The sequence below is a fragment of the Nocardioides dongkuii genome, from assembly GCF_014127485.1.
GTDB classification, from domain to species: Bacteria; Actinomycetota; Actinomycetes; order Propionibacteriales; family Nocardioidaceae; genus Nocardioides; species Nocardioides dongkuii.
This window is the reverse complement of the sequence record NZ_CP059903.1, coordinates 3,684,231-3,704,690: the sequence shown is the minus strand read 5'-3', so window position 1 is coordinate 3,704,690 and position 20,460 is coordinate 3,684,231. Positions and strand designations below refer to the sequence as shown.

Genomic DNA, 20,460 nt, shown 5'->3' with positions numbered 1-20,460 from the left:
CGTCCGGGAGGCGGTCCCGGACGGCCCGACGGTCTGTCCGCTCCGTCAACCGGAGCGAGATCAGCGGGGCGCGATCACTGCAGCGAGGCGACGTCCTGCTCGAAGGTCGCCCACGAGTCATCGGGGCTGGTGCCCTGGTCGACGCGGTTGATGGCGTCCTGGAACTTCTGCAGGATGTCGGAGTACAGCGGACCGTGGTGCGGCTGGACGGTGATCGCCGCGGCCCGGTTGGAGAAGATCTCGCCGGCCGGTGCGCCGTTGAAGTACTCGTCGGTGGCCGTGAGGACGGTCTCGGACTCGAGCGCCTCGACCTGCGAGGGGAAGTTGCCGGTCAGTTCGAAGACCGCGGCCTGCTGCTCGGGAGCGGTGATCCAGGTGATGAACTCCATCGCCTCGGTCTGGTGGGTCGAGGTCTTCGGGATGGAGAGGTACGACCCGCCCCAGTTGCCGCCGCCGCCCGGGAAGACGTCGGCGATGTCCCAGACGACGCCGTCGGGTGCGGGGTCGCCGGTGTTCTCCTTGATGTTGTTGCGCATCCAGCCGGGGCAGGCGATGGTCGCGATGCCCGGGTCCTTGAACCCGGCGGTCCAGTCGGGGCTCCACTGGACGGCCTTGCTGCCGAGGTCGGTGTGCGAGGTGACGGTCTCCCAGACGTTCGCGAGCTCCTCGCTCGTCACGTCGACGGAGTTGTCCTCCTGCTCGAAGGGGTACTCGACCTGGTTCAGCATCGCCTGGGCGATCGACCCGCTGGCGTCGTAGAAGTGGGCGTCCGAGTTCTTCTTGAACTCCTCGCCGAGGGCGAAGTAGTCGTCCCAGGTGCCCATCCGGGCGGCCACCTCCTCGCGGTCGGTCGGGAGGCCCGCGGCCTCGAACAGGTCCGCGCGGTAGCAGATCGCCTCCGGGCCGGCGTCGGTCGCGTAGCCGAGCAGCTGACCGTCCGCGCTGGTGGCGTCGGTCTCCTTGAACTCCAGCCAGCGGCCCTCGACCTCGGGCTGGGCCAGGTCGACCCAGACGTCGGGAGCGGCGACGATCGCCGGCATGTAGTCGCCCTCGACGGCGACGATGTCGGGGAGGCCCTCGCCGCCGGCCTGGATGCTGGTGGTGATCTCGGCCTTCCAGTCGTCCCACTTCGACACCTTGGTCTGCTCGACCTGGATGTCGGGGTGCTCCTCGTTCCACTGGTCGATGAGCGCGTCGTAGCCGAACTCGCCGAACGTGGTGAGGGTGACGGCCTCGCCCTCGGCGAGCTCCTCCTGCTCCGCGGACTCCTTGGGGTCGCTGTCGCCACCGCAGGCGGCGGTCAGCGCGATGACGAGGACGCCGACGGCGGCGCCGGCGAGGGACCGGCGTACCGGTCGAGAGGTTGAGTTGCGCACGGTGACACTCCTTGACTTGCACGGATCGCATGGGTGCATGGATGGCGTCGATCGGAGGTCCCGGGCGGGGGTGGAATGGTGAGAGCGCTTCCACGGATCGACGTCGTCACCATGACATGCGTCACATCGGGTGTCAACGGGTCGCCCGGATCGGCGCGGGGTTGCCGGGTGATGGGCGTGGAAACGCTTCCACTAGACGCCATCCCAGTGGCGTCGTACTGTGGCGGTCAGATGACCCACGTCACACCGCCGAGCGGCTCTCGCGGCGGGTGACCTCCGGAGAGGAACGTCATGGCCACGGTGCGGTTCGAGCACGCCGAGCACGTCTATCCCGGCGCTGAGCGGCCGGCTGTCAACGACCTGGAGCTCACCGTCGAGGACGGCGAGCTGATGGTCCTCGTCGGTCCGTCCGGCTGCGGGAAGTCCACCTCGCTGCGGATGCTGGCCGGGCTCGAGGACTGCACCTCGGGATCGATCTGGATCGGCGACCACGACGTCACCCACGTCGCGCCGAAGGACCGGGACATCGCGATGGTCTTCCAGAACTACGCGCTCTACCCGCACATGAGCGTCGCCGACAACATGGCGTTCGCGCTGAAGATGGCCGGCGTCAGCAAGGCCGAGCGGGCGACCCGGGTCGCCGAGGCGGCGCGGCTGCTGGACCTGGAGGACTACCTCGGCCGCAAGCCCAAGGCGCTCTCCGGCGGCCAGCGGCAGCGGGTGGCGATGGGCCGGGCCATCGTGCGCCAGCCGCAGGTGTTCTGCATGGACGAGCCGCTGTCCAACCTCGACGCCAAGCTGCGGGTCTCCACCCGCACCCAGATCGCCGCGCTGCAGCAGCGGCTGGGGATCACGACCGTCTACGTCACCCACGACCAGGTCGAGGCGATGACGATGGGCGACCGGGTCGCGGTGCTCAAGGACGGCGAGCTGCAGCAGGTCGACACCCCGCTCGCGCTCTACGACAAGCCCGCCAACCTCTTCGTCGCCGGGTTCATCGGCTCACCGGCGATGAACCTGCTGACCGCGAAGACCTCCGGCTCCGGGACCGCCGTCGTCGACGGCTACACGCTGCCGGTCGACCGGTCTGCGGCCGCCCGCTCGACCGGGGCGGTGACCCTCGGCGTACGTCCCGAGTCGTGGCGGCTCGCCGCCGACGGCGAGGAGGGCTACCCGGTCAAGGTCGCGGTCGTCGAGGAGCTCGGCGCCGACGCCTACCTCTACGCCACACCCGCGGACCCGACGTACGAGTCCGGCGAGCTGCTCTCCCAGGTGGTCGCCCGGATCGACGCCCGGATGTCGCTCACCAAGGGCGAGGTCGTCCGCCTCACCACCACCCCCGACAAGGTGCACGTCTTCGACACCGCCACCGGGGAGCGGCTCACCGCCTGACCCCAACGCCGAGTCGGCGTGAGTTCACGTGCGAGTCGGCGTGAGTTGTGCGGTCACCCGCAAACTCACGCCGACTCGGCGTACAACTCACGCCGACTCGGCGTACATGCTGGGGGCTACTTGGCGGACTTGCGGGCGCGGGAGGCGATCTTGGCGCGCTCGTTCTGGTCCAGGATGACCTTGCGGATGCGGACCATCTCGGGGGTGACCTCGACGCACTCGTCGTCGCGGCAGAACTCCAGGCACTGCTCGAGGGAGAGCTTCTTCGGCGGGATGAGCTTCTCGAAGTTGTCGGAGGTGGCGGACCGGATGTTGGTCTGCTGCTTCTCCTTGGTGATGTTGACGTCCATGTCGTCGGCGCGGGAGTTCTCGCCGACGATCATGCCCTCGTAGACCTCGGTGGCCGGGTCGACGAACATGACGCCGCGCTCCTGCAGCGAGGTCATGGCGTACGCCGTGGCCGCGCCCTTGCGGTCGGCGACCAGCGAGCCGTTGTTGCGCGAGCGGATCTCGCCGGCCCACGGCTCGTACTTCTCGAAGATGTGGTGCGCGATGCCGGTGCCGCGGGTGTCGGTGAGGAACTCGGTGCGGAAGCCGATCAGGCCGCGCGCCGGGACCAGGAACTCCATCCGCACCCAGCCGGTGCCGTGGTTGGTCATCTGCTCCATGCGGCCCTTGCGGGTGGCGAGCAGCTCGGTGATCGCGCCGAGGTACTCCTCGGGCGCGTCGATCGTGAGCCGCTCGACCGGCTCGTGGACCTTGCCGTCGATCTCGCGGGTGACCACCTGCGGCTTGCCGACGGTGAGCTCGAAGCCCTCGCGGCGCATCTGCTCGACGAGGATCGCCAGCGCCAGCTCGCCACGGCCCTGGACCTCCCAGGCGTCGGGACGCTCGGTCGGGAGGATCTTCAGCGACACGTTGCCGATCAGCTCCTGGTCGAGGCGGTCCTTGACCAGGCGCGCGGTCACCTTGCCGCCCTTGGTGCGACCGACCAGCGGCGAGGTGTTGGTGCCGATGGTCATCGAGATCGCGGGCTCGTCGACGTGGATCAGCGGCAGCGCGACCGGGTTCTCCGGGTCGGCCAGCGTCTCGCCGATGGTGATGTCGGGGATGCCGGCGATCGCGACGATGTCGCCGGGGCCGGCCATCTCGCCGGGCTTGCGCTCGAGGCCCTCGGTGATGAGCAGCTCGGTGATCTTCACGCGGTTGACGGTGCCGTCGCGCTTCATCCACGCGACCTGCTGGCCCTTGCGCAGCTCGCCCTGGTGGACGCGGACCAGCGCGAGGCGGCCGAGGAACGGCGAGGAGTCGAGGTTGGTGACGTGCGCCTGCAGCGGCGCGCCCTCAACGTACGTCGGCGCGGGGATCGTCTCGAGGATCGTCTTGAACAGCGGCTCGAGGTTGTCGGAGGCGGGCAGCTCGCCGTTCTCGGGGGCCTCGAGGCCGGCGACGCCGGCGCGGCCGGAGGCGTAGACGACGGGGAAGTCGAGCGCGTCCTGGCTGTGCGAGTCGTCGAGCAGGTCCATGAACAGCTCGTAGGTCTCGTCGACGACCTCGGTGATCCGGGCGTCGTGGCGGTCGGTCTTGTTGACCACCAGGATCACCGGCATGTCGGCGTTCAGCGCCTTGCGCAGCACGAAGCGGGTCTGGGGGAGCGGGCCCTCGGAGGCGTCGACGAGCAGCACGATGCCGTCGACCATGGACAGGCCGCGCTCGACCTCGCCACCGAAGTCGGCGTGGCCCGGGGTGTCGATGATGTTGATGGTCATCGGCTTGCCGCCGGCCGCGGGACCCGCGTAGTGCACCGCGGTGTTCTTCGCGAGGATCGTGATGCCCTTCTCGCGCTCGAGGTCGCCGGAGTCCATGACCCGGTCGGCCACGCTCTCGGCCTCGTGCTCGGTGAACGCGCCGGCCTGGCGGAGCATCGCGTCGACCAACGTGGTCTTGCCGTGGTCGACGTGCGCGACGATCGCGACGTTGCGCAGGTTGGCGGTCCTGGTCTCAGACATGGGCGTACAGGGTCACTTCCGGTGGGTGGCGAGGGGCCCGACGGGCCTCGTCGAGTCTACTGGCGCGCGGGGCTGCCGCCGATTTGACGGACGTCGCCCCCGTGGAAGTGGGCCGTCACCGCCGGCACGTCCATCCGGAGGTACGGCGCGTAGCGGCCGGCCAGGGATCCGTCCGGCCAGAAGCGCGCCTCGTGCAGCACGCCGTCCTCGGTCCAGCTGCACCGCCAGATCCCGCCGGTGCGCTGCACCTCCGGGCGCCGGCGCCGGGGCGCGTCCGGCGGGTCGACCGGGGCCCGGCCGGCGGCCGCGCGCCAGGCCTCGCCCAGCAGCGCCACGAGCGTGGTCTCCGCGAGCGGTCCCGGCGGCTGGAAGGTCGCGAGCTGGCGCTGGTCGCCCGCCTCGTCGACCCGGGCGATCCGGCCCCAGTAGCCGTCGTGGCGCACGACGTACTGCTGCCCGTCCGCCGCGACCAGCCGGCAGTACGACGGCGCGTGCACCTCGATCCGGCCGCCGAGGTCCCCGACGGCCGCCACCGTGTCCGGGCCGAGCAGCCGATCGGTGGTCGCGCCCGCGCGCTCGCGGGCCGTCGCGTCCTCGGCCGCCCAGTGCCGGCGGTACCCCTCCTGCCGCATCGCCTCGCGGTCGGGCAGCCGGCCGCTGAGCAGCGACTCCAACAGCAGCTCGGGCGGGGCGCTCGCCCAGTAGTCGAAGCGCACCGTCGTGACCTGGAGGTCGGCCAGCGTCCGGTCGGCGTCGCGCAGGACCCGCATCTGCTCCTCGGCGTACATGCCCACCCAGTCGCCGTCGACGCGCACCACCCAGGTGCCGGACCCGCCGCCGACCGAGACGCCGGGCCGCATGTGCGCGAGGAACGCGCCCAGGGTGGTCTCCCCGGGCACCTCGAGCACCCGGTCGTGGGAGACGGCGTCGTCGCCCATCGTCACGCTGTCCCGGTCCACCGTCACCCGCACGCGCACCAGTGTGCGGGAGGCACCAGGACCGTGGCCGATCGGTCCAGATCGGTCGCCAGGAGCCCGACCTGAGCGAAATCGGGTCAACCGGCCCCTGGGGCCGCCGTCGGACTAGACCCGCCCGCACCGCGGGCCGCTTCCATGGTGGTCGGCCGGCCGTCGACCCCTACCGTCTCGGGCATGAGTGCGCCTCGGGAGCCGCGCCGACGGTGCCGTGCATCGATCGGATCCGTGGTGCTCCACGTCGCCGTCCTGCTGATCGGGGTGCTGATCGCGATCGGCCCGCCCACCCCCACGGCGGCCACGTGGACGACCCCGGCGTCCGACGACGGACCGCGGCTCACCTCCCCCGAGGACACCGCCCGGCGGTAGTCCTTGCCGCTGTCGGTGGTCGCCCGCACGCTGGGGGCATGTGGTGCTCCTTCGTCCCGCCGTACCTGATCCAACGGCTCGCGGCCGCCCGCGCCGCGCCGTACGACCTGACGCTGCTGGAGGACGAGCGCCTCCGGTCCGCGCGCCTCCGTGCCACGCGGCCCGCCCGCGCCGCCGCGGGCGCGCCCGCCTGGACCGTCCACGACGCCGGCGGTACGACCGACCTGCCCGGGCGGCCGGTGCGCTCGGCAGGGGAGGCGCCGGTGGGTGACCCGGCGGTCGACGAGGCGGCCCTCGGCGTCACCACGTCGTTGGCACTGTTCGCCGAGGCCTACGGCCGCGCGTCGTACGACGGGGAGGGTGCGCCGGTCAGCCTCACCGTCCACTACGGCGCGGGCTACGCGAACGCGTTCTGGGACGGCACCCAGCTGGTGTTCGGCGACGGCGACGGGCGGGTCTTCGACCGGTTCACCAAGCCCGTCGAGGTGCTGGGCCACGAGCTCACCCACGCGGTCATCGAGCGCACCGCGGGGCTGGTCTACGAGGGGCAGTCCGGGGCGCTCAACGAGTCGGTCTCCGACGTCTTCGCCGCGTGCGGCAAGCAGCGGCTGCTCGACCAGACCGCGGCGGAGGCGGACTGGCTGATCGGGGTGGGGCTCTTCCTGCCCGGCGTGCAGGCCCGCGCGCTGCGCGACATGGCCGCGCCGGGCACGGCGTACGACGACCCGGAGCTGGGCCGCGACCCGCAGCCGGGGCACCTCGACGACTACGTCGAGACCACCGACGACCGCGGCGGGGTGCACGTCAACTCCGGCATCCCCAACCGCGCCTTCCACCTCGCCGCCGTCGCGATCGGCGGCCGGTCGTGGGAGGGCGCCGGCCGGGTCTGGTACGACGCGCTCACCGGCGGCCGGGTCGGTCCCCGGGCCGACTTCGCGTCGTTCGCCGCTGCGACCGTCGCCGCCGCCGGGCCGCACGCGGACGCCGTCCGCGAGGCGTGGTCGGGCGTGGGCGTGGTGCCGGGGGAGGAAGCCGGGTCAGGACCGGGGTCGGCGGGTGCCCCCGCCCACGCCGGGGTGGTCGCCGTCCGCCGCAGCGGCGGCTTCGCGGGCCTGGTGTCCGAGGGGCGCGTCGAGCTCGGGTCCGACGACCCCCGGGGCGGCGAGGTCGCCGACCTGGTGGGCCGGATCGACCTCGGGCGCGCGCTCACGAGGCGGGAGCCGGCGGTGCCCGACGGCTACCTCTACTCCTTCGAGCTGCCGGGCGGCAGCGCGACCCTCCCCGAGCAGGCGCTCACGCCCGACCTGCGCCGGCTGGCCGAGGTGCTGCTCGAGGGCTGACGGCACGGCTCCTGCGCCGGCGAGAGCTTTGTCGGCCGGCCGATGGAACTCATCCCTGGACGACAAAGGTTCATCGTCCCAGCGCGAGCTTCATCGGCCGGCCGATGAAACTTACGGGCGGCCTCAGGCGAGCGCGCGGTCGAGCGCGGCGGCGACGTGCAGCGTCGTGGCCGGGAAGACGGGGACGTCGACGTCGGCCTGCTGGACGAGCAGCTCCAGCTCGGTGCAGCCGAGCACGACCCCACCGGCGCCGGCGTCCCAGAGGTCCTCGATCACGCGGACGATCTCGCGGCGCGACGCGGTCTCGACCCGCCCGTGCACCAGCTCCTCGTAAATGACCCGGTCGACGGTGGCGTGCTCGGCCGCCGGCGGCACGTGCACGGTGAGGCCGTGTCCCGCGATCCGGTCGGTGAAGAACGGCCGGGACATCGCGAACTCGGTGCCGACGAAGCCGAGCGAGGTCACGCCCTGCGCGGTGGCGGCGTCGGCGAGCACGTCGGCGAGGTGCAGCAGCGGGATGCCGACCGCGTCCGCGACCTGCTCGGCGACGAGGTGGTACGTCGTGGTGCACAGCAGCAGGAAGTCCGCCCCGGCGCGCTCCACGCCCTGCGCGGCCGCGGTGAGGACGGCGGCGACGTCGTCCCAGCGCTCCGCCTCCTGCAGGGCGGTCACCTCGGCGAAGTCGACCGAGGAGAGCACGGTGCGGGCCGAGCTGAGCTGGCCGACGCGCTCCTCGACGCCGCGGTTGAGCGCTTCGTAGTAGGCAGCGGAGCTCTCCCAGCTGAGGCCCCCGACGAGTCCGATGGTCTGCACGCGCTCAGTCTTCCAGCACTCGGTGCACCTTGTGCTGCGCGGCCTGCGCCCGTGGACGGATCACCAGCTCGTCGATGTTGACGTGGGCCGGCCGGGTGACCATCCAGGTGATCGCGTCGGCGACGTCCTCGGCTACCAGGGGCTCGGCGACGCCGGCGTACACCGACTCGGCGCGGTCGCGGTCGCCGCCGAAGCGCACCAGCGCGAACTCGTCGGTGCGGACCATCCCGGGCGCGACCTCCATGACCCGCACCGGCTGGTCCCACAGCTCGAGGCGCAGGGTCTCGGTGACGACCTGGGTGCCGTGCTTGGCGGCGGTGTAGCCGGCGCCGCCCTCGTAGGCGATCCGGCCCGCGGTGGAGCCGACGTTGAGGACCACGCCGGCCCCGCTGGCCACCAGTGCCGGGAGCAGGGCCCGGGTCACCTGCATCAGGCCGATGACGTTGACCTCGTACATCCGCCGCCAGTCCTCGCTGACCGCCTCCGCGACCGGCGCCGCGCCGAACGCGCCGCCGGCGTTGTTGACCAGGACGTCGAGCCGGTCGCCGACCCGGTCGGCCAGCGCGGCGACCGACGCCTCGTCGGTGACGTCGCAGACCACGGCCGTGCCGCCGATCTCCGCGGCGAGCTGCTCGACCCGGTCGGCGCGGCGGGCCGCGCAGAACACGTGGAACCCGGCGGCGGCCAGGCCGCGGGCGGTCGCCGCCCCGATCCCGCTGCTGGCTCCGGTCACGACGGCGGTACGGAGGGGTGGGGTGCTCACCGCGCCATTCTGCGCACCGCGCCGCGTGGGCTGGCACACTGCCTGACGACTGAGACGCTGTCGGCCCAGGACCGGGCCGGGACAGGGGGCGCGATGGACCCGCGGGTGCTCGCCCGGGTGTGCGGGGTGCTGGGCGGACTCGCCTGGGTGGTGCGCTGGGCGCTCGCCGGGCAGGACGCCGGCGACGGTGCGCTCGACGCGGCGTACTGGGCGGGGCTGGCGCTGCTCGGGATCGGGCTCGCGGGTGCCGGAGCCGCCCTGGTCAGCCCGCGCACCCCGTGGCTCCGGGCGCTGGTCGCGGTGTGCTTCCCGCTGCTTGGCTGGTCGGTGCTCATGGTCCTGCGCGACGCCGTCGGCGGCGCGGAGCCCGACGCCCGCCTCGACGGCCTGCTGGGCGTGCTGGCGTTGCTGGTGTGGGTACCGCTCGTGGTGAGGTCGCGCCGCGCCCGTCCCCGTGCGCACGCCGGGACGCACGCAGCCTGACCGCGGTCCCGGCCCTCGGACGTTTCGGAGGGGGCAGCGGGAATCGACACCGGCCCCCGATGGTTGGGTCTCGCGGAGAAGCCCGACCCGCGCCGGGCGAGGACCAGGAGAGGACGACGTGGACCCCATCAAGCGGCTGGCGATGATCAGCCTGCACACCTCGCCGCTGGACCAGCCCGGCACCGGCGACGCGGGCGGGATGAACGTCTACGTCATCGAGGTCGCCCGGCGGCTGGCCGCCCGGGGCATCGAGGTCGACATCTTTACGCGCGCGACCAGCTCCGCGCTCGAGCCGCTCGTCGCCGCGGGCGACGGGATCACCGTGCGGCACGTGCACGCCGGTCCGTTCGAGGGGCTCACCAAGGCCGAGCTGCCCGGCCAGCTGTGCGTCTTCGCGCGCGAGGTGCTGCGCACCGAGGCGGCCCAGCCCCTCGGCCACTACGACGCCGTGCACTCCCACTACTGGCTCTCCGGGCAGGTCGGCGCGCTGGCCCGCGACCGCTGGGGCGTGCCGCTGGTGCACTCGATGCACACCATGGCCAAGGTGAAGAACGCCGCGCTGGCGGTGGGGGACACCCCGGAGCCGGCCGCCCGGATCATCGGGGAGGAGCAGGTCGTCGAGGCCGCCGACATGCTGATCGCGAACACCGACCTCGAGGCCACGCAGCTGGTCGAGCTGTACGGCGCGGACCCCGGCTGCGTCGAGGTCGTGCACCCCGGTGTGGACCTCACCGTCTTCCGTCCCCACGACCGGGCCGCGACCCGGCGCGAGCTCGGGCTGCCCGCCGACGCGCACGTGCTGCTGTTCGCCGGCCGGATCCAGCCGCTCAAGGCGCCCGACGTGCTGCTGCGGGCGGTCGCCGTGCTCCTCGACCGGCGACCGGGCCTGCGCGCCCGGATGGTCGTGCCGGTCGTCGGCGGACCGTCCGGCAGCGGGCTGGACCGGCCGGAGTCGCTGGCGGCGCTGGCGACCGAGCTCGGGCTCGACGACGTGGTGCGGTTCGTGCCGCCGGTCTCGCAGGCCGACCTGGCGCGGTGGTACGCCGCCGCGACGCTGGTCGCGGTCCCGTCGTACAACGAGTCGTTCGGGCTGGTCGCCGCCGAGGCGCAGGCCACCGGCACCCCCGTCGTGGCGGCCGCCGTCGGCGGGCTGACCACGGTGGTGCGCGACCGGCACAGCGGGCTGCTCGTGGACGGGCACGACGCCGGGGTGTGGGCCTCGGCCCTCGGCCGGGTGCTCGAGGACGACGGGCTGCGGGTCTCGCTGGAGGCGGGCGCGCTGGAGCAGGCGCGCCAGTTCTCGTGGGAGGCGACGGCCCGGCGGACCCTCGAGGTCTACGAGCGGGCGCGGTCGGCGATGCGCGAGTCGGTCTCGTGATGGAGTCCGGCCCCGCGCCCGGCTCGGCGGCCGCGGAGCGCGCCCAGGTGGTTCGCGACCACCTGGTCGAGACCGGGATCGAGTTCGAGGAGGCGTCACCCGGCGTGTTCTCGTTGACGCTCCCGGGCGAGAAGAAGCTGCAGACCGCCGTACGCCTCGACCTCGGGGAGCACGCCCTCGGCGTGCACGCCTTCGTGTGCCGCAAGCCCGACGAGAACCACGAGCGCGTCTACCGCTGGCTGCTCGAGCGCAACCTGCGGATGTACGCCGTGTCCTTCGCCGTCGACCGCCTCGGGGACATCTACCTCGACGCGCGGCTGCCGCTCGCCGCGGTCACCCCCGACGAGCTCGACCGGCTGCTCGGCTCGGTGCTGACCTACGCCGACGACTCGTTCAACGCGATCCTCGAGCTCGGCTTCGCCTCCTCGATCCGCAAGGAGTGGGAGTGGCGCAAGCTCCGCGGGGAGTCCACCCGCAACCTCGACGCCTTCCGCGGCTGGCTCGAGGCCGGCGAGGACCCGCCCACCCCCTGACGCACCCCTCGACGCGGGCGACCACTGTCTGCGGAGGGACCTCGCCGAGTGAGCGCACGGGTGCACGACTCGGCGAGGTCCTCCGCAGACAGGGGTCAGGCGAGGCCCACGAGGCGGAGGTAGGCGTCGGCGAGGACGCCGCCGACGAGCACCCCGCCGAGCGTGCCGGCGAGCAGGAACGGGCCGAAGGGGATCCGGGTGCCGCGGCCCGCGCCCGCGCCGCGCTGGAGCGCGAGGGCGACGGCGCCGAGCAGGGAGCCGAGGGCGAAGGCGAGACCGAGACCGACCGCCGCCTCGGCGACACCGAACGCGCCGAGGAAGCCGCCGAGCACCGGGGCGAGGGCCACGTCGCCGAGGCCCATGCCGCGGCCCCGGGTCAGGACGTGCAGGCCGCCGATGACGGCGAGCCAGATGCCGGCGCCGACCAGCACCGGGACGGCCTGGTCGAGGACGGCCTCGGCCCCGCTGCGCGACCCGGTCCACGCCCAGCCGGCCGCGAGGGCCAGCCCGGTGAGCGCGGCGGTCATGCCGGTGAGGACGAACGGCAGCCGCCCGTGGTCGAGGTCGATGAGGGCGAGCGCGACGCCGGCAGCGGCCAGCACGGCGGCCGCGGCGAGCAGCGACCAGCCGGGTGCGCCGCGCAGGTCGGCGAGCCGGATCGCCAGGACGCCGAAGAGCAGCCCGGTGCCGGCCTCGACGACGGGGTAGCGCGCCGAGATCGGGGACGCGCAGTCGCGGCAGCGCCCGCGCAGCACCAGCCAGGACAGCACCGGCACGTTGTCGAACCCGCGTACGGCGTGGCCGCAGGCCGGGCACGCCGAACCGGGGCTGGCGACCGAGAGGCCGGCCGGCACCCGGTGGGCGACGACGTTCACGAACGAGCCGGCCGCCAGCCCGAGGACGACCGCGAGGCCGACCACCACGCCGAGCGGCAGGGCGCCGTACAGGGTCACGGGCGGCCGCCCGCGCGGGTGCCGCTGTCCTGCGCGCCGGCCTTGCCGACCTCGTCGGGGTCGGGCGCCACCAGCGGCGGGGCGACGTAGGTGAAGCCGGTGATCTGCACCGAGGTGGTCTCCGTGTCGCTGGTCACCACGGTCTCCTGGACGAGGAACGCACGGTCCATGCTCTCGAGGTGGCCGAGCAGCTTCTGCAGGTCCTCGTACGGCGCCTCGACGGTGACCACCACGGTCTGGACGGCGAGCGACGCGGGCACGTCGGTGGGCTCGGTCGCGGCCACCTCGCCCTCGGCGACCGCCGGGAGCGGGGCCGTCGGGGACAGCGCGGTCACCTGGTCGGCATCGATCCCGGCCAGGGCGGCGGCCTCGTCGACCATCTCGAAGAAGCCGGGCTGGTCGGCGGTCGGGGGGAACACGGCGGCGAGGGCGTCGGCCTGCTTCTCGGTGGTCGCGAGCTCGTCGCGCTGCTTCTGCAGGGCGTGCACCTTCACCGACAGCAGCTGGTTGGCGTCGGCCGTGTCGACCAGCGTCGTCCGGGTGTCGGCGAGCTCCGAGGTCGCGGGGCCGACGAGGAAGAGCCAGCTGGCGCCCGCGACCAGGACCAGGGCCACGACGCCGGCGACCAGGTTGGCGCGGGCCGTGGTCAGGTAGTTGCGCGTGGTCATCGGCTCTCCTCCCGGACGGGCGTCGCCGGGGCGGCGACTCCGTCGTAGCGGTGGGTGAACGATTCGGGGGAGAGGCCGACGGACCCGGAGAAGGTCACCACGCCCTCCGCGGTCGTCGTGGTGTTGACGAACGGTTCGACGAACAGCGGGTCCCGACCGAGGTCGCGCACGAGCGCGGAGACCGCCTGGCGGTTCGGCGCCGTGCCCTCCAGCGTCACGCAGGCGACCACGGCGCGGGCCGCGAACGGGTCCGGTCCGGGGCAGGTCGCGACGATGCCGCGGGTCTCGGCCAGCAGCTCGGCGGACGGGACGGCGGCGGCGGGGTCGACGGCGCCGTCCGTGGCCGGGCTGGTGAACGAGACCAGGGTGAGCTCGGCGCCCTGCGGGGTCGCGTCCTGCAGCGCGGACAGCGCGTCGGACTGGCTGACCTGGGTCCACATCGTGCCGTGCACGGTCTCGGCGCGGCGCTGGACGTCGCCGACGTACGTCGAGACCGGTGCGAGCTCGGAGATCTGGGCGCGCAGCGTGTCGCCGGCGAACACCTCGGAGTCGAGGTCGGACTGCACGTCGGAGAGGCGCAGCTGCTGGGCGCCCCAGCTGCCGGCGGCCACCACGACCAGGGCCGCGAGGCCGTAGCCGAAGCGCTGCCGGATCTTGCGCACCCGCAGCTCCTCCAGCACCCACGGCGAGAGCAGGTTGACGGCCGGGGTCGCGGACGGCTCCACGAGGACGGGGGCGGGGCGCGCCGTCGGGTCGCTGCGGCGGCTGTGGCGGCTCATGCGGCCGCTCCGAGGCAGAGGCCGTACGCGACGGCGAGCTCGGGGCTCGCCAGGCGCTCGTCGTCCAGCGGGTGCACGGGCATCCGCAGGGCCGCCTCGCAGTGCTCGGTCAGGCCGGGCAGGCCGGCGCCGCCGCCGGTCAGCACCACCCGGGTCGGGGCGGTGGACTCGCCGGTGGCGTGGAACTGCAGCGTCGTGCGGATCTCGCCGATGAGACGGTGGGTCGACTCGAGCAGGACGGCCTCCTCGTGGCTGCGGGGGACACCGCCGACGCCGGGCAGCGCGCCGGGGGTCCGCTTGATCTCCTCGGCCGCCGCGTGCGAGGCGCCGATCTGCTCCACCAGCGAGCGGGTGATCATCTCGCCACCGTTGCCGGGCGCGACGCGGACGAACTCCGGGCGGCCGGCGGTGTGCACGGTGACCGTGATGGTCTGGGACCCGATGTCGACGACGGCCTCGGGGGCCGGCGTACCGTCGGGCATGCTGCTGCGGCCGGGGACGCCGGCGGCGGCCCGCACGGCTGCGAAGGCCGAGAGGTCGGCGCGCACCGGGCGCAGCTTGGCCGCCTGCACGCAGCGGACCAGCCCGTCGACGGCGTCGCGAGCGGTCGCGATGAGCAGGATGCGCGCGACCCGGCTGGTGATGCCCTGGTCGTCGGTGACCTCGCGGTCGCCGAGGGCGACCAGGTCGAGGTTGGCGTCGTCGACCGGGACGGGGAGCAGGTCGGCGACCTGGTAGCGCAGCGAGCGCCGCAGGTCCTCCTCGGGCATCCACTCCAGGTCGAGCTGCCGGACCAGCACCGACGCCGAGCCGACGCCGAGGCGCACCTCGCGCCGGGAGAACCCCTCGGTCGCCCACAGCTCCCGCAGCGCAGCGCTCACGGCGGCCGGGTCGCGGACCAGGCCTGCCTCGACCGCGCCGACCGGCAGCTGGACGCGGCCCTGTCGCAGCAGCGTCGGGCGGCGGCTGCCGTGTCGTACCTCGACGGCGCGCACGGACGTGCTGCCGATCTCGAGGCCTACCACGGTGCGTGCCATCGAGTCCTCCTCACCTGGACGGGTCCTGCGGGACCGGGTGCGGTCCTTGACATGGATGTCGGCCGGTCGGCCCCCGCACTTGACCGTTGTGGGCAGGGAGTTTCGGAAAGTTTCCGGAGCGCCGCGCTCAGGTCGACCCCCCGAGGTGCCGACAGGGAACACGTGACCTCCCGCCGTGGGGGTCGCCGCCCCCACCCGTTGCCCTCAGGAGGACCCGTGACGATCGTCGCCGAAGCCGGACTCGCCGACCTGCGGGCCTTGCTCGAGGCCGTCGTCCAGGCCGGCGCCTCCGACCTCCACCTGCGCTCGGACGAGCAGCCCCGGATGCGGGTGCAGGGCGCCCTCGTGGGGATCGGTCCGGTCGTGACCGCCGACGAGGTGAGCGCGATGATGGGCTCCGCGATGAGCGACGACGTCCGCGCGACGTACGCCGCCGTCATGGAGGCCGACTTCGCCGTGCACCTCCCCGGCGTCGGCCGGTTCCGCGTCAACGCGTTCCGGACCCAGGGCCGCGACGCCTGCGTGCTGCGCCGGATCACCGACGAGCCGCTGTCGCTCGACGCGCTCGACATGCCGCCGGTTGTCCGCAAGTTGGCGATGCAGACCCGCGGCCTGGTCCTGGTGACCGGCCCGACCGGCTCCGGCAAGACCACGACGCTGTCGGCGATGATCGACGCGATCAACGACGAGCGCGCCGTGCACGTGCTGACCCTCGAGGACCCGATCGAGGTCGTGCACCGCAGCCGCACCGCGACGGTCACCCAGCGCGAGCTGGGCAGCGACTCCCACACCTGGTCCGGCGCGCTGCGTGCCGCGATGCGCCAGGACCCCGACGTCATCCTGATCGGCGAGATGCGCGACGCCGAGACCGTGCACGCCGCGCTGTCGGCGGCCGAGACCGGCCACCTGGTGCTCTCCACGCTGCACACCACCGACGCGCTCGAGACCGTGCAGCGGATCCTCGCGTTCTTCCCGCCGCACGAGCAGCCCCGTGTCCGCGCGGCCCTCGCGAGCAGCCTCCAGGGCATCGTCTGCCAGCGCCTGGTGCCGCGCCTGTACGGCCGCGGCCGGGTGTGCGTGCTCGAGGTCGCCGTCGCCGACGCCCGGTTCAGCGACGCCATCGCCGACCCGGACCGCACCAACGAGATCCCCGACATCCTCGCCGACGGCGGCTACTCGGGCATGCAGTCCTTCGACCAGCACCTGGTGCGGCTGGTCATCGACGGCCTCATCGACCTGCGGACGGCCCGCGGCGCCGCGAGCAACGCCCACGACCTCACCGTGGCGCTGCGCCGTACCGGCTGGAAGCCCGGCGCGATCGAGGGGGAGACCCCATGACGGCCTGGCCCAGCGACTGGGCCACCGCGACCCCCGGCCCCCCGGCCTCGGGCCCCGCCTCGGGGTCGGACGAGGAGCTCCGCGACCACCTGACCGCGGTGCGGACCGGCTCGCGCCGTGCCGACCGCTGGCTCTCCGAGGACAGCCGGATCGCGACCACCGCCGAGGCCACCACCGAGGCGCTGCTCGCCGCGCAGGTCGTGACGGTCGAGCAGGCCGCCCGGGCCCGGGCCGCCGCCGCGAGCTCGCACGGCTCGGTCATCGAGGCGCTGCTCGAGGACGACGTCGACCGGGTCCGCGTGCTGCGGGTGGTCGCGGGCGTCGCCGGCGTCGAGCACGTCGACCTCACCGAGATCTCCGTCGACCCCTCCGCGGCGACCGTCGTCTCCGCGGAGTTCGTACGCCGGGCCGGGGTCGTCCCCTACGGCTGGGACGGCGACGAGCTGCTCGTCGCGGTGCCGGTGCGCAAGGTCGCCGACCTCGAGCTCAAGGACGACCTGGGCCGGCTCTCGCGCCGCCCGGTCCGCTTCATGCTGGCCGCGCGCTCGGAGATCGCGCAGCGGCTCAACGACTCCTACCGCGCCGAGGAGGAGCTCGCCGGGCTGTCCTCGGACTTCCAGGGCGACCAGAGCAGCCAGGACGAGGACCTCGACGGCCTCACCGAGGTCGTCGACGACGCGCCGGTCGTGCGGTTCGTCAACCTGCTGATCACCCAGGCGATCGCCGACCGGGCCTCCGACATCCACCTCGAGCCGACCCAGCACGAGCTCCGGGTGCGCTACCGCATCGACGGCGTCCTCGTCGACGCCCACCGGGCGCCGCGGTCGATCATCAACGGCGTCGTCTCCCGGTTCAAGATCATGGCCGGGATGAACATCGCCGAGCGGCGGGTCCCGCAGGACGGCCGGCTCACGGTCGACCACGGCGGCCGCGCGATGGACCTCCGCGTCGCGACCCTGCCGACCGTGTGGGGCGAGAAGATCGTCGCCCGGGTGCTCGACAACACCAACACCCGTCTCGGCCTCGACGACCTCGGCTTCGAGCCGGAGAACCGGGCGCTGTTCGCGCAGTCCTACGCCAAGCCCTACGGGATGATCCTGGCCACCGGCCCCACCGGCTCCGGCAAGTCCACGACGCTCTACGCGACGCTGAACATCCTCAACCAGCCGCACGTCAACGTGATCACGGTCGAGGACCCGGTGGAGTACCGGCTGCCCGGCATCAACCAGGTGCAGACCAACCCCAAGGCCGGCCTCACCTTCGCCTCCGCGCTGCGCTCGATCCTGCGCTCGGACCCCGACATCATCCTGATCGGCGAGATCCGCGACCACGAGACGGCGAACATCGCCATCGAGGCCTCGCTCACTGGTCACCTGGTGCTCTCGACGCTGCACACCAACGACGCGCCGTCGGCCGTGACCCGGCTGGTCGAGATGGGCATCGAGCCCTTCCTCGTCGGCTCCGCCTTGGACTGCGTCGTCGCCCAGCGGCTGTGCCGCTCGCTGTGCCCGCGCTGCAAGGAGGCCTACCGGCCCGCGCCGGAGGAGCTGACCCGGATGGGGTTCCGGATGCCGCAGGACGGACCGCGGGAGCTGTACCGCGCCGCCGGGTGCACCTCGTGCTCGCGCACCGGCTATCGCGGCCGGATGGCGCTGCACGAGGTGATGCCGGTGACGGAGGAGATCGAGCGGCTCGCCGTACGGCGGGCCCCGACCGAGGAGATCGCACGTGCCGCACGGGAGCAAGGGATGACGACGTTGCGCGACGACGGGTGGGCCAAGGTGCTGGCCGGCAAGACCACGGTCGAGGAGGTGCTCCGTGTCGTGGGGTGACTCCTCCTGGGGCGGCGGGTACGACGAGCCGGACCACGCGGACACGCTGGCGCTCGACGAGCTGCTCCAGCAGGTCGTCGAGCTCGGCGGCTCCGACCTGCACCTGACCGTCGGCGTGCCGCCGACGATCCGCGTGCGCGGCGAGATGCAGGCCGTCGTGGGGCGGCCGGTGCTGGAGACGGCGTCGCTGCAGCAGGCGCTGTACGCCGTCCTCACCGAGCGCCAGCGCAAGGTGTTCGAGGAGCAGCGCGAGCTCGACTTCGCCTACGCCGTGCCCGGTCAGGCCCGCTTCCGCGTGAACCTGTTCTGGCAGCGCGAGTCCGTCGGCGCCGTGCTGCGGCTGATCCCGTGGGAGATCAAGACCCTCGGCGACCTCGGCATGCCGCCGATCGTCTCGGGCTTCGCGGCGATGAAGCGCGGCCTGGTGCTGGTCACCGGACCGACCGGGTCGGGCAAGTCCACCACGCTCGCGGCCATCGTCGACCAGGTCAACCGCAGCCGCCGCGGCCACATCATGACCATCGAGGACCCGATCGAGTTCCTCCACGAGCACCGCGGGTGCGTGGTCAACCAGCGCGAGGTCGGCGTGGACACCCAAGGGTTCCGCTCGGCCCTGCGGCAGGTGCTGCGCCAGGACCCGGACGTGATCCTGGTCGGCGAGCTCCGTGACCTCGAGACGATCTCGGTCGCGCTCACCGCGGCCGAGACCGGCCACCTGGTGCTCGCCACCCTGCACACCCAGTCGGCGCAGGACACCATCTCCCGCATGGTCGACGTCTTCCCGAGCGACCAGCAGCAGCAGGTGCGCACCCAGCTGGCCGCCACCCTCAACGCGGTCGTCTGCCAGGCGCTGGTGCCGACCGCGGACGGCCAGGGACGGGTCGCCGCGCTCGAGGTGATGGTCTGCAACACCGGCATCCGGGCGATGATCCGCGACGACAAGCTGCCGCAGATCCCGGGTGCGCTGCAGGCCGGCGCCCGAGAGGGCATGCAGACGCTGGACTCGCACCTGGCCGACCTGGTCAAGCAGGGGCGGATCACCCAGGAGGCGGCGCTCGAGCACTGCGCCGACGCCGGCGACCTGATCACCCTCATCGCCTCCTCCGGGCTGCGCGGGCGCTCCGGGGGCGGCTCGCACGCCGCGCTCGGCAGCAACGAGCTCAACCCGTGGCAGAGCTCCGTGACGGCTGGTGGTCTCGGATGAGCGCCACCGAGGTCTACGAGTACAAGGTCCGCGACACCGAGGGCCGGTTCCGCGAGGGCAAGGTCAAGGCCGCCTCCGAGAGCGCCGTGGCCGACAAGCTGCGGACGATGGGCTACGTCCCGCTCCAGATCAGCAAGGCCGGCACCGGTCTCCAGCGCGAGATCACGCTGCCCGGCTCGAAGAAGATCAAGCTCAAGGAGCTCGCGCTCGTCGCCCGCCAGCTCGCGACCATGATCGACGCCGGGCTCTCGCTGCTCCGCGCGCTCACGATCCTCAGCGAGCAGGCCGACAACCCCGAGCTGCGTCGCGTCCTCACCGAGGTGCGGCAGGGGGTCGAGGGCGGGCGCAGCCTGTCCTCGGCGTTCGCCGCGGAGCCGGGGGTCTTCCCGCCGCTCATGGTCAACATGACCCGTGCCGGCGAGGCCGGCGGCTTCCTCGACGGCGCGATGCGCCAGATCGCGGAGACCTTCGAGGCCGACGTGAAGCTGCGCGGCAAGGTCAAGTCCGCGATGACCTACCCGGTCGTCGTCCTCATCATGGCCGTGCTGATGTGCCTGGGCATGCTGCTGTTCATCGTCCCCATCTTCGAGAAGATGTTCGCCGACCTCGGCGGGACGCTGCCGCTGCCCACCCAGGTCCTGGTCACCCTCTCCGACCTGATGGTCTACATCGTGCCCGCCGCCCTCGTCTTCGGCGTGGCCTTCACCTTCTGGTGGCGCCGGCACCACCACGATGAGAAGGTCCGCGAGTTCGTCGACCCGCTGAAGCTCAAGCTCCCCGTCTTCGGGCCGCTCTTCGCCAAGATCGCCCTGGCACGGTTCACCCGCAACCTCAGCGCCATGCTGTCCGCGGGCGTGCCGATCCTGCGCTCGCTCGAGGTCGTCGGCCAGACCACCGGCTCGGTCGTCGTCGGCCACGCGGTGGACGACGTACGCAAGTCCGTCGCCCAGGGCGAGTCGGTCGCCGGTCCGCTGGCGCGCCACGAGATCTTCCCGCCGATGGTCGTGCAGATGATCGCCTCCGGCGAGGAGACCGGCGCGCTCGACCAGATGCTGAGGCGGATCGCGATCTCCTACGACCAGGACATCGAGGCCACCACCGAGGCCCTGACCTCGCTGATCGAGCCGCTGATGATCGCCCTGCTCGGCGGCGTCGTCGGCGCCATGATCATCGCGCTGTACATGCCGATCTTCTCCGTCTTCGAGCTCATCGGCTGACG

At 73.0% G+C, this 20,460-nt stretch carries 19 protein-coding genes; 10 read left to right on the top strand and 9 right to left on the bottom strand.

Annotated elements, in window-relative coordinates:
- Nucleotides 1-74: 74 nt before the first annotated feature.
- Nucleotides 75-1,376, bottom strand: coding sequence for an ABC transporter substrate-binding protein (locus H4O22_RS17945; RefSeq protein ID WP_244963017.1), 1,302 nt, complete (start codon nucleotides 1,374-1,376; stop codon nucleotides 75-77).
- Between the two features lie 291 nt (nucleotides 1,377-1,667).
- Between H4O22_RS17945 and H4O22_RS17940 the strand changes: the two genes are divergently transcribed.
- Nucleotides 1,668-2,768, top strand: a complete 1,101-nt coding sequence (locus H4O22_RS17940) for an ABC transporter ATP-binding protein (RefSeq protein ID WP_182524677.1) — start codon at nucleotides 1,668-1,670, stop codon at nucleotides 2,766-2,768.
- Nucleotides 2,769-2,884: 116 nt separating this feature from the next.
- On the opposite strand, the gene typA is transcribed toward H4O22_RS17940, so the two are convergent.
- Both typA and H4O22_RS17930 read right to left on the bottom strand, forming a co-directional pair.
- Entirely contained in the window at nucleotides 2,885-4,777 is a 1,893-nt protein-coding gene (gene typA / locus H4O22_RS17935; RefSeq protein ID WP_182524676.1) for a translational GTPase TypA, read from the bottom strand.
- A 56-nt stretch (nucleotides 4,778-4,833) separates the two neighbouring features.
- Nucleotides 4,834-5,748: a hypothetical protein gene (locus H4O22_RS17930; RefSeq protein WP_182524675.1), complete on the bottom strand. Its 915-nt coding sequence runs from the start codon at nucleotides 5,746-5,748 to the stop codon at nucleotides 4,834-4,836.
- Between the two features lie 231 nt (nucleotides 5,749-5,979).
- Here H4O22_RS17930 and H4O22_RS17925 point away from each other — a divergent pair, with 231 nt between their 5' ends.
- Nucleotides 5,980-6,120, top strand: a complete 141-nt coding sequence (locus H4O22_RS17925; RefSeq protein ID WP_182524674.1) for a hypothetical protein — start codon at nucleotides 5,980-5,982, stop codon at nucleotides 6,118-6,120.
- Between the two features lie 38 nt (nucleotides 6,121-6,158).
- Nucleotides 6,159-7,460, top strand: coding sequence for a protealysin inhibitor emfourin (locus H4O22_RS17920; protein WP_182524673.1), 1,302 nt, complete (start codon nucleotides 6,159-6,161; stop codon nucleotides 7,458-7,460).
- Between the two features lie 123 nt (nucleotides 7,461-7,583).
- Here the strand turns inward: H4O22_RS17920 and H4O22_RS17915 are convergent, their stop codons facing one another.
- Nucleotides 7,584-8,273 (bottom strand): aspartate/glutamate racemase family protein, encoded by a 690-nt coding sequence (locus tag H4O22_RS17915; RefSeq protein WP_182524672.1) that lies wholly within the window; start codon nucleotides 8,271-8,273, stop codon nucleotides 7,584-7,586.
- 4 nt (nucleotides 8,274-8,277) lie between these two features.
- Nucleotides 8,278-9,036 (bottom strand): SDR family NAD(P)-dependent oxidoreductase, encoded by a 759-nt coding sequence (locus tag H4O22_RS17910; RefSeq protein WP_182524671.1) that lies wholly within the window; start codon nucleotides 9,034-9,036, stop codon nucleotides 8,278-8,280.
- Between the two features lie 93 nt (nucleotides 9,037-9,129).
- Here H4O22_RS17910 and H4O22_RS17905 point away from each other — a divergent pair, with 93 nt between their 5' ends.
- The 3 genes from H4O22_RS17905 (at nucleotide 9,130) to H4O22_RS17895 (ending at nucleotide 11,430) form a co-directional block, all read left to right on the top strand.
- Nucleotides 9,130-9,519, top strand: coding sequence for a hypothetical protein (locus H4O22_RS17905; protein ID WP_182524670.1), 390 nt, complete (start codon nucleotides 9,130-9,132; stop codon nucleotides 9,517-9,519).
- Between the two features lie 118 nt (nucleotides 9,520-9,637).
- The gene (gene mshA, locus H4O22_RS17900) at nucleotides 9,638-10,897 is read left to right on the top strand and encodes a D-inositol-3-phosphate glycosyltransferase (RefSeq protein WP_425325967.1); all 1,260 of its coding nucleotides are present in this window, start codon (nucleotides 9,638-9,640) and stop codon (nucleotides 10,895-10,897) included.
- Nucleotides 10,897-11,430 carry a type III secretion system chaperone family protein gene (locus tag H4O22_RS17895; protein ID WP_182524669.1) on the top strand — a complete coding sequence of 178 codons (534 nt, stop codon included), beginning with the start codon at nucleotides 10,897-10,899 and terminating at the stop codon, nucleotides 11,428-11,430. Before mshA ends, H4O22_RS17895 begins: the two co-directional genes overlap by 1 nt.
- Nucleotides 11,431-11,525: 95 nt before the next feature.
- On the opposite strand, the gene H4O22_RS17890 is transcribed toward H4O22_RS17895, so the two are convergent.
- The 4 genes from H4O22_RS17890 to pilM are packed head-to-tail and all read right to left on the bottom strand — an operon-like array spanning nucleotide 11,526 to nucleotide 14,867.
- Complete coding sequence (locus H4O22_RS17890) at nucleotides 11,526-12,383, bottom strand: prepilin peptidase (protein ID WP_244963016.1); 858 nt, start codon at nucleotides 12,381-12,383, stop codon at nucleotides 11,526-11,528.
- Nucleotides 12,380-13,051, bottom strand: coding sequence for a hypothetical protein (locus H4O22_RS17885; RefSeq protein ID WP_182524668.1), 672 nt, complete (start codon nucleotides 13,049-13,051; stop codon nucleotides 12,380-12,382). The genes H4O22_RS17890 and H4O22_RS17885 overlap by 4 nt, the downstream gene beginning before the upstream one ends.
- Nucleotides 13,048-13,830 carry a PilN domain-containing protein gene (locus H4O22_RS17880; RefSeq protein WP_182524667.1) on the bottom strand — a complete coding sequence of 261 codons (783 nt, stop codon included), beginning with the start codon at nucleotides 13,828-13,830 and terminating at the stop codon, nucleotides 13,048-13,050. The genes H4O22_RS17885 and H4O22_RS17880 overlap by 4 nt, the downstream gene beginning before the upstream one ends.
- Complete coding sequence (pilM, locus tag H4O22_RS17875; RefSeq protein WP_182524666.1) at nucleotides 13,827-14,867, bottom strand: type IV pilus assembly protein PilM; 1,041 nt, start codon at nucleotides 14,865-14,867, stop codon at nucleotides 13,827-13,829. Before pilM ends, H4O22_RS17880 begins: the two co-directional genes overlap by 4 nt.
- 216 nt (nucleotides 14,868-15,083) lie before the next feature.
- Between pilM and H4O22_RS17870 the strand changes: the two genes are divergently transcribed.
- The 4 genes from H4O22_RS17870 to H4O22_RS17855 are packed head-to-tail and all read left to right on the top strand — an operon-like array spanning nucleotide 15,084 to nucleotide 20,458.
- Nucleotides 15,084-16,205, top strand: a complete 1,122-nt coding sequence (locus tag H4O22_RS17870) for a type IV pilus twitching motility protein PilT (protein WP_244963015.1) — start codon at nucleotides 15,084-15,086, stop codon at nucleotides 16,203-16,205.
- Complete coding sequence (locus H4O22_RS17865) at nucleotides 16,202-18,037, top strand: GspE/PulE family protein (protein WP_182524664.1); 1,836 nt, start codon at nucleotides 16,202-16,204, stop codon at nucleotides 18,035-18,037. The genes H4O22_RS17870 and H4O22_RS17865 overlap by 4 nt, the downstream gene beginning before the upstream one ends.
- A complete protein-coding gene (locus tag H4O22_RS17860) occupies nucleotides 18,024-19,241 on the top strand; it encodes a type IV pilus twitching motility protein PilT (protein ID WP_280530168.1) in 1,218 nt (405 codons plus the stop codon). The genes H4O22_RS17865 and H4O22_RS17860 overlap by 14 nt, the downstream gene beginning before the upstream one ends.
- The gene (locus H4O22_RS17855; protein WP_182524663.1) at nucleotides 19,238-20,458 is read left to right on the top strand and encodes a type II secretion system F family protein; all 1,221 of its coding nucleotides are present in this window, start codon (nucleotides 19,238-19,240) and stop codon (nucleotides 20,456-20,458) included. The genes H4O22_RS17860 and H4O22_RS17855 overlap by 4 nt, the downstream gene beginning before the upstream one ends.
- Nucleotides 20,459-20,460 lie beyond the last annotated feature (2 nt).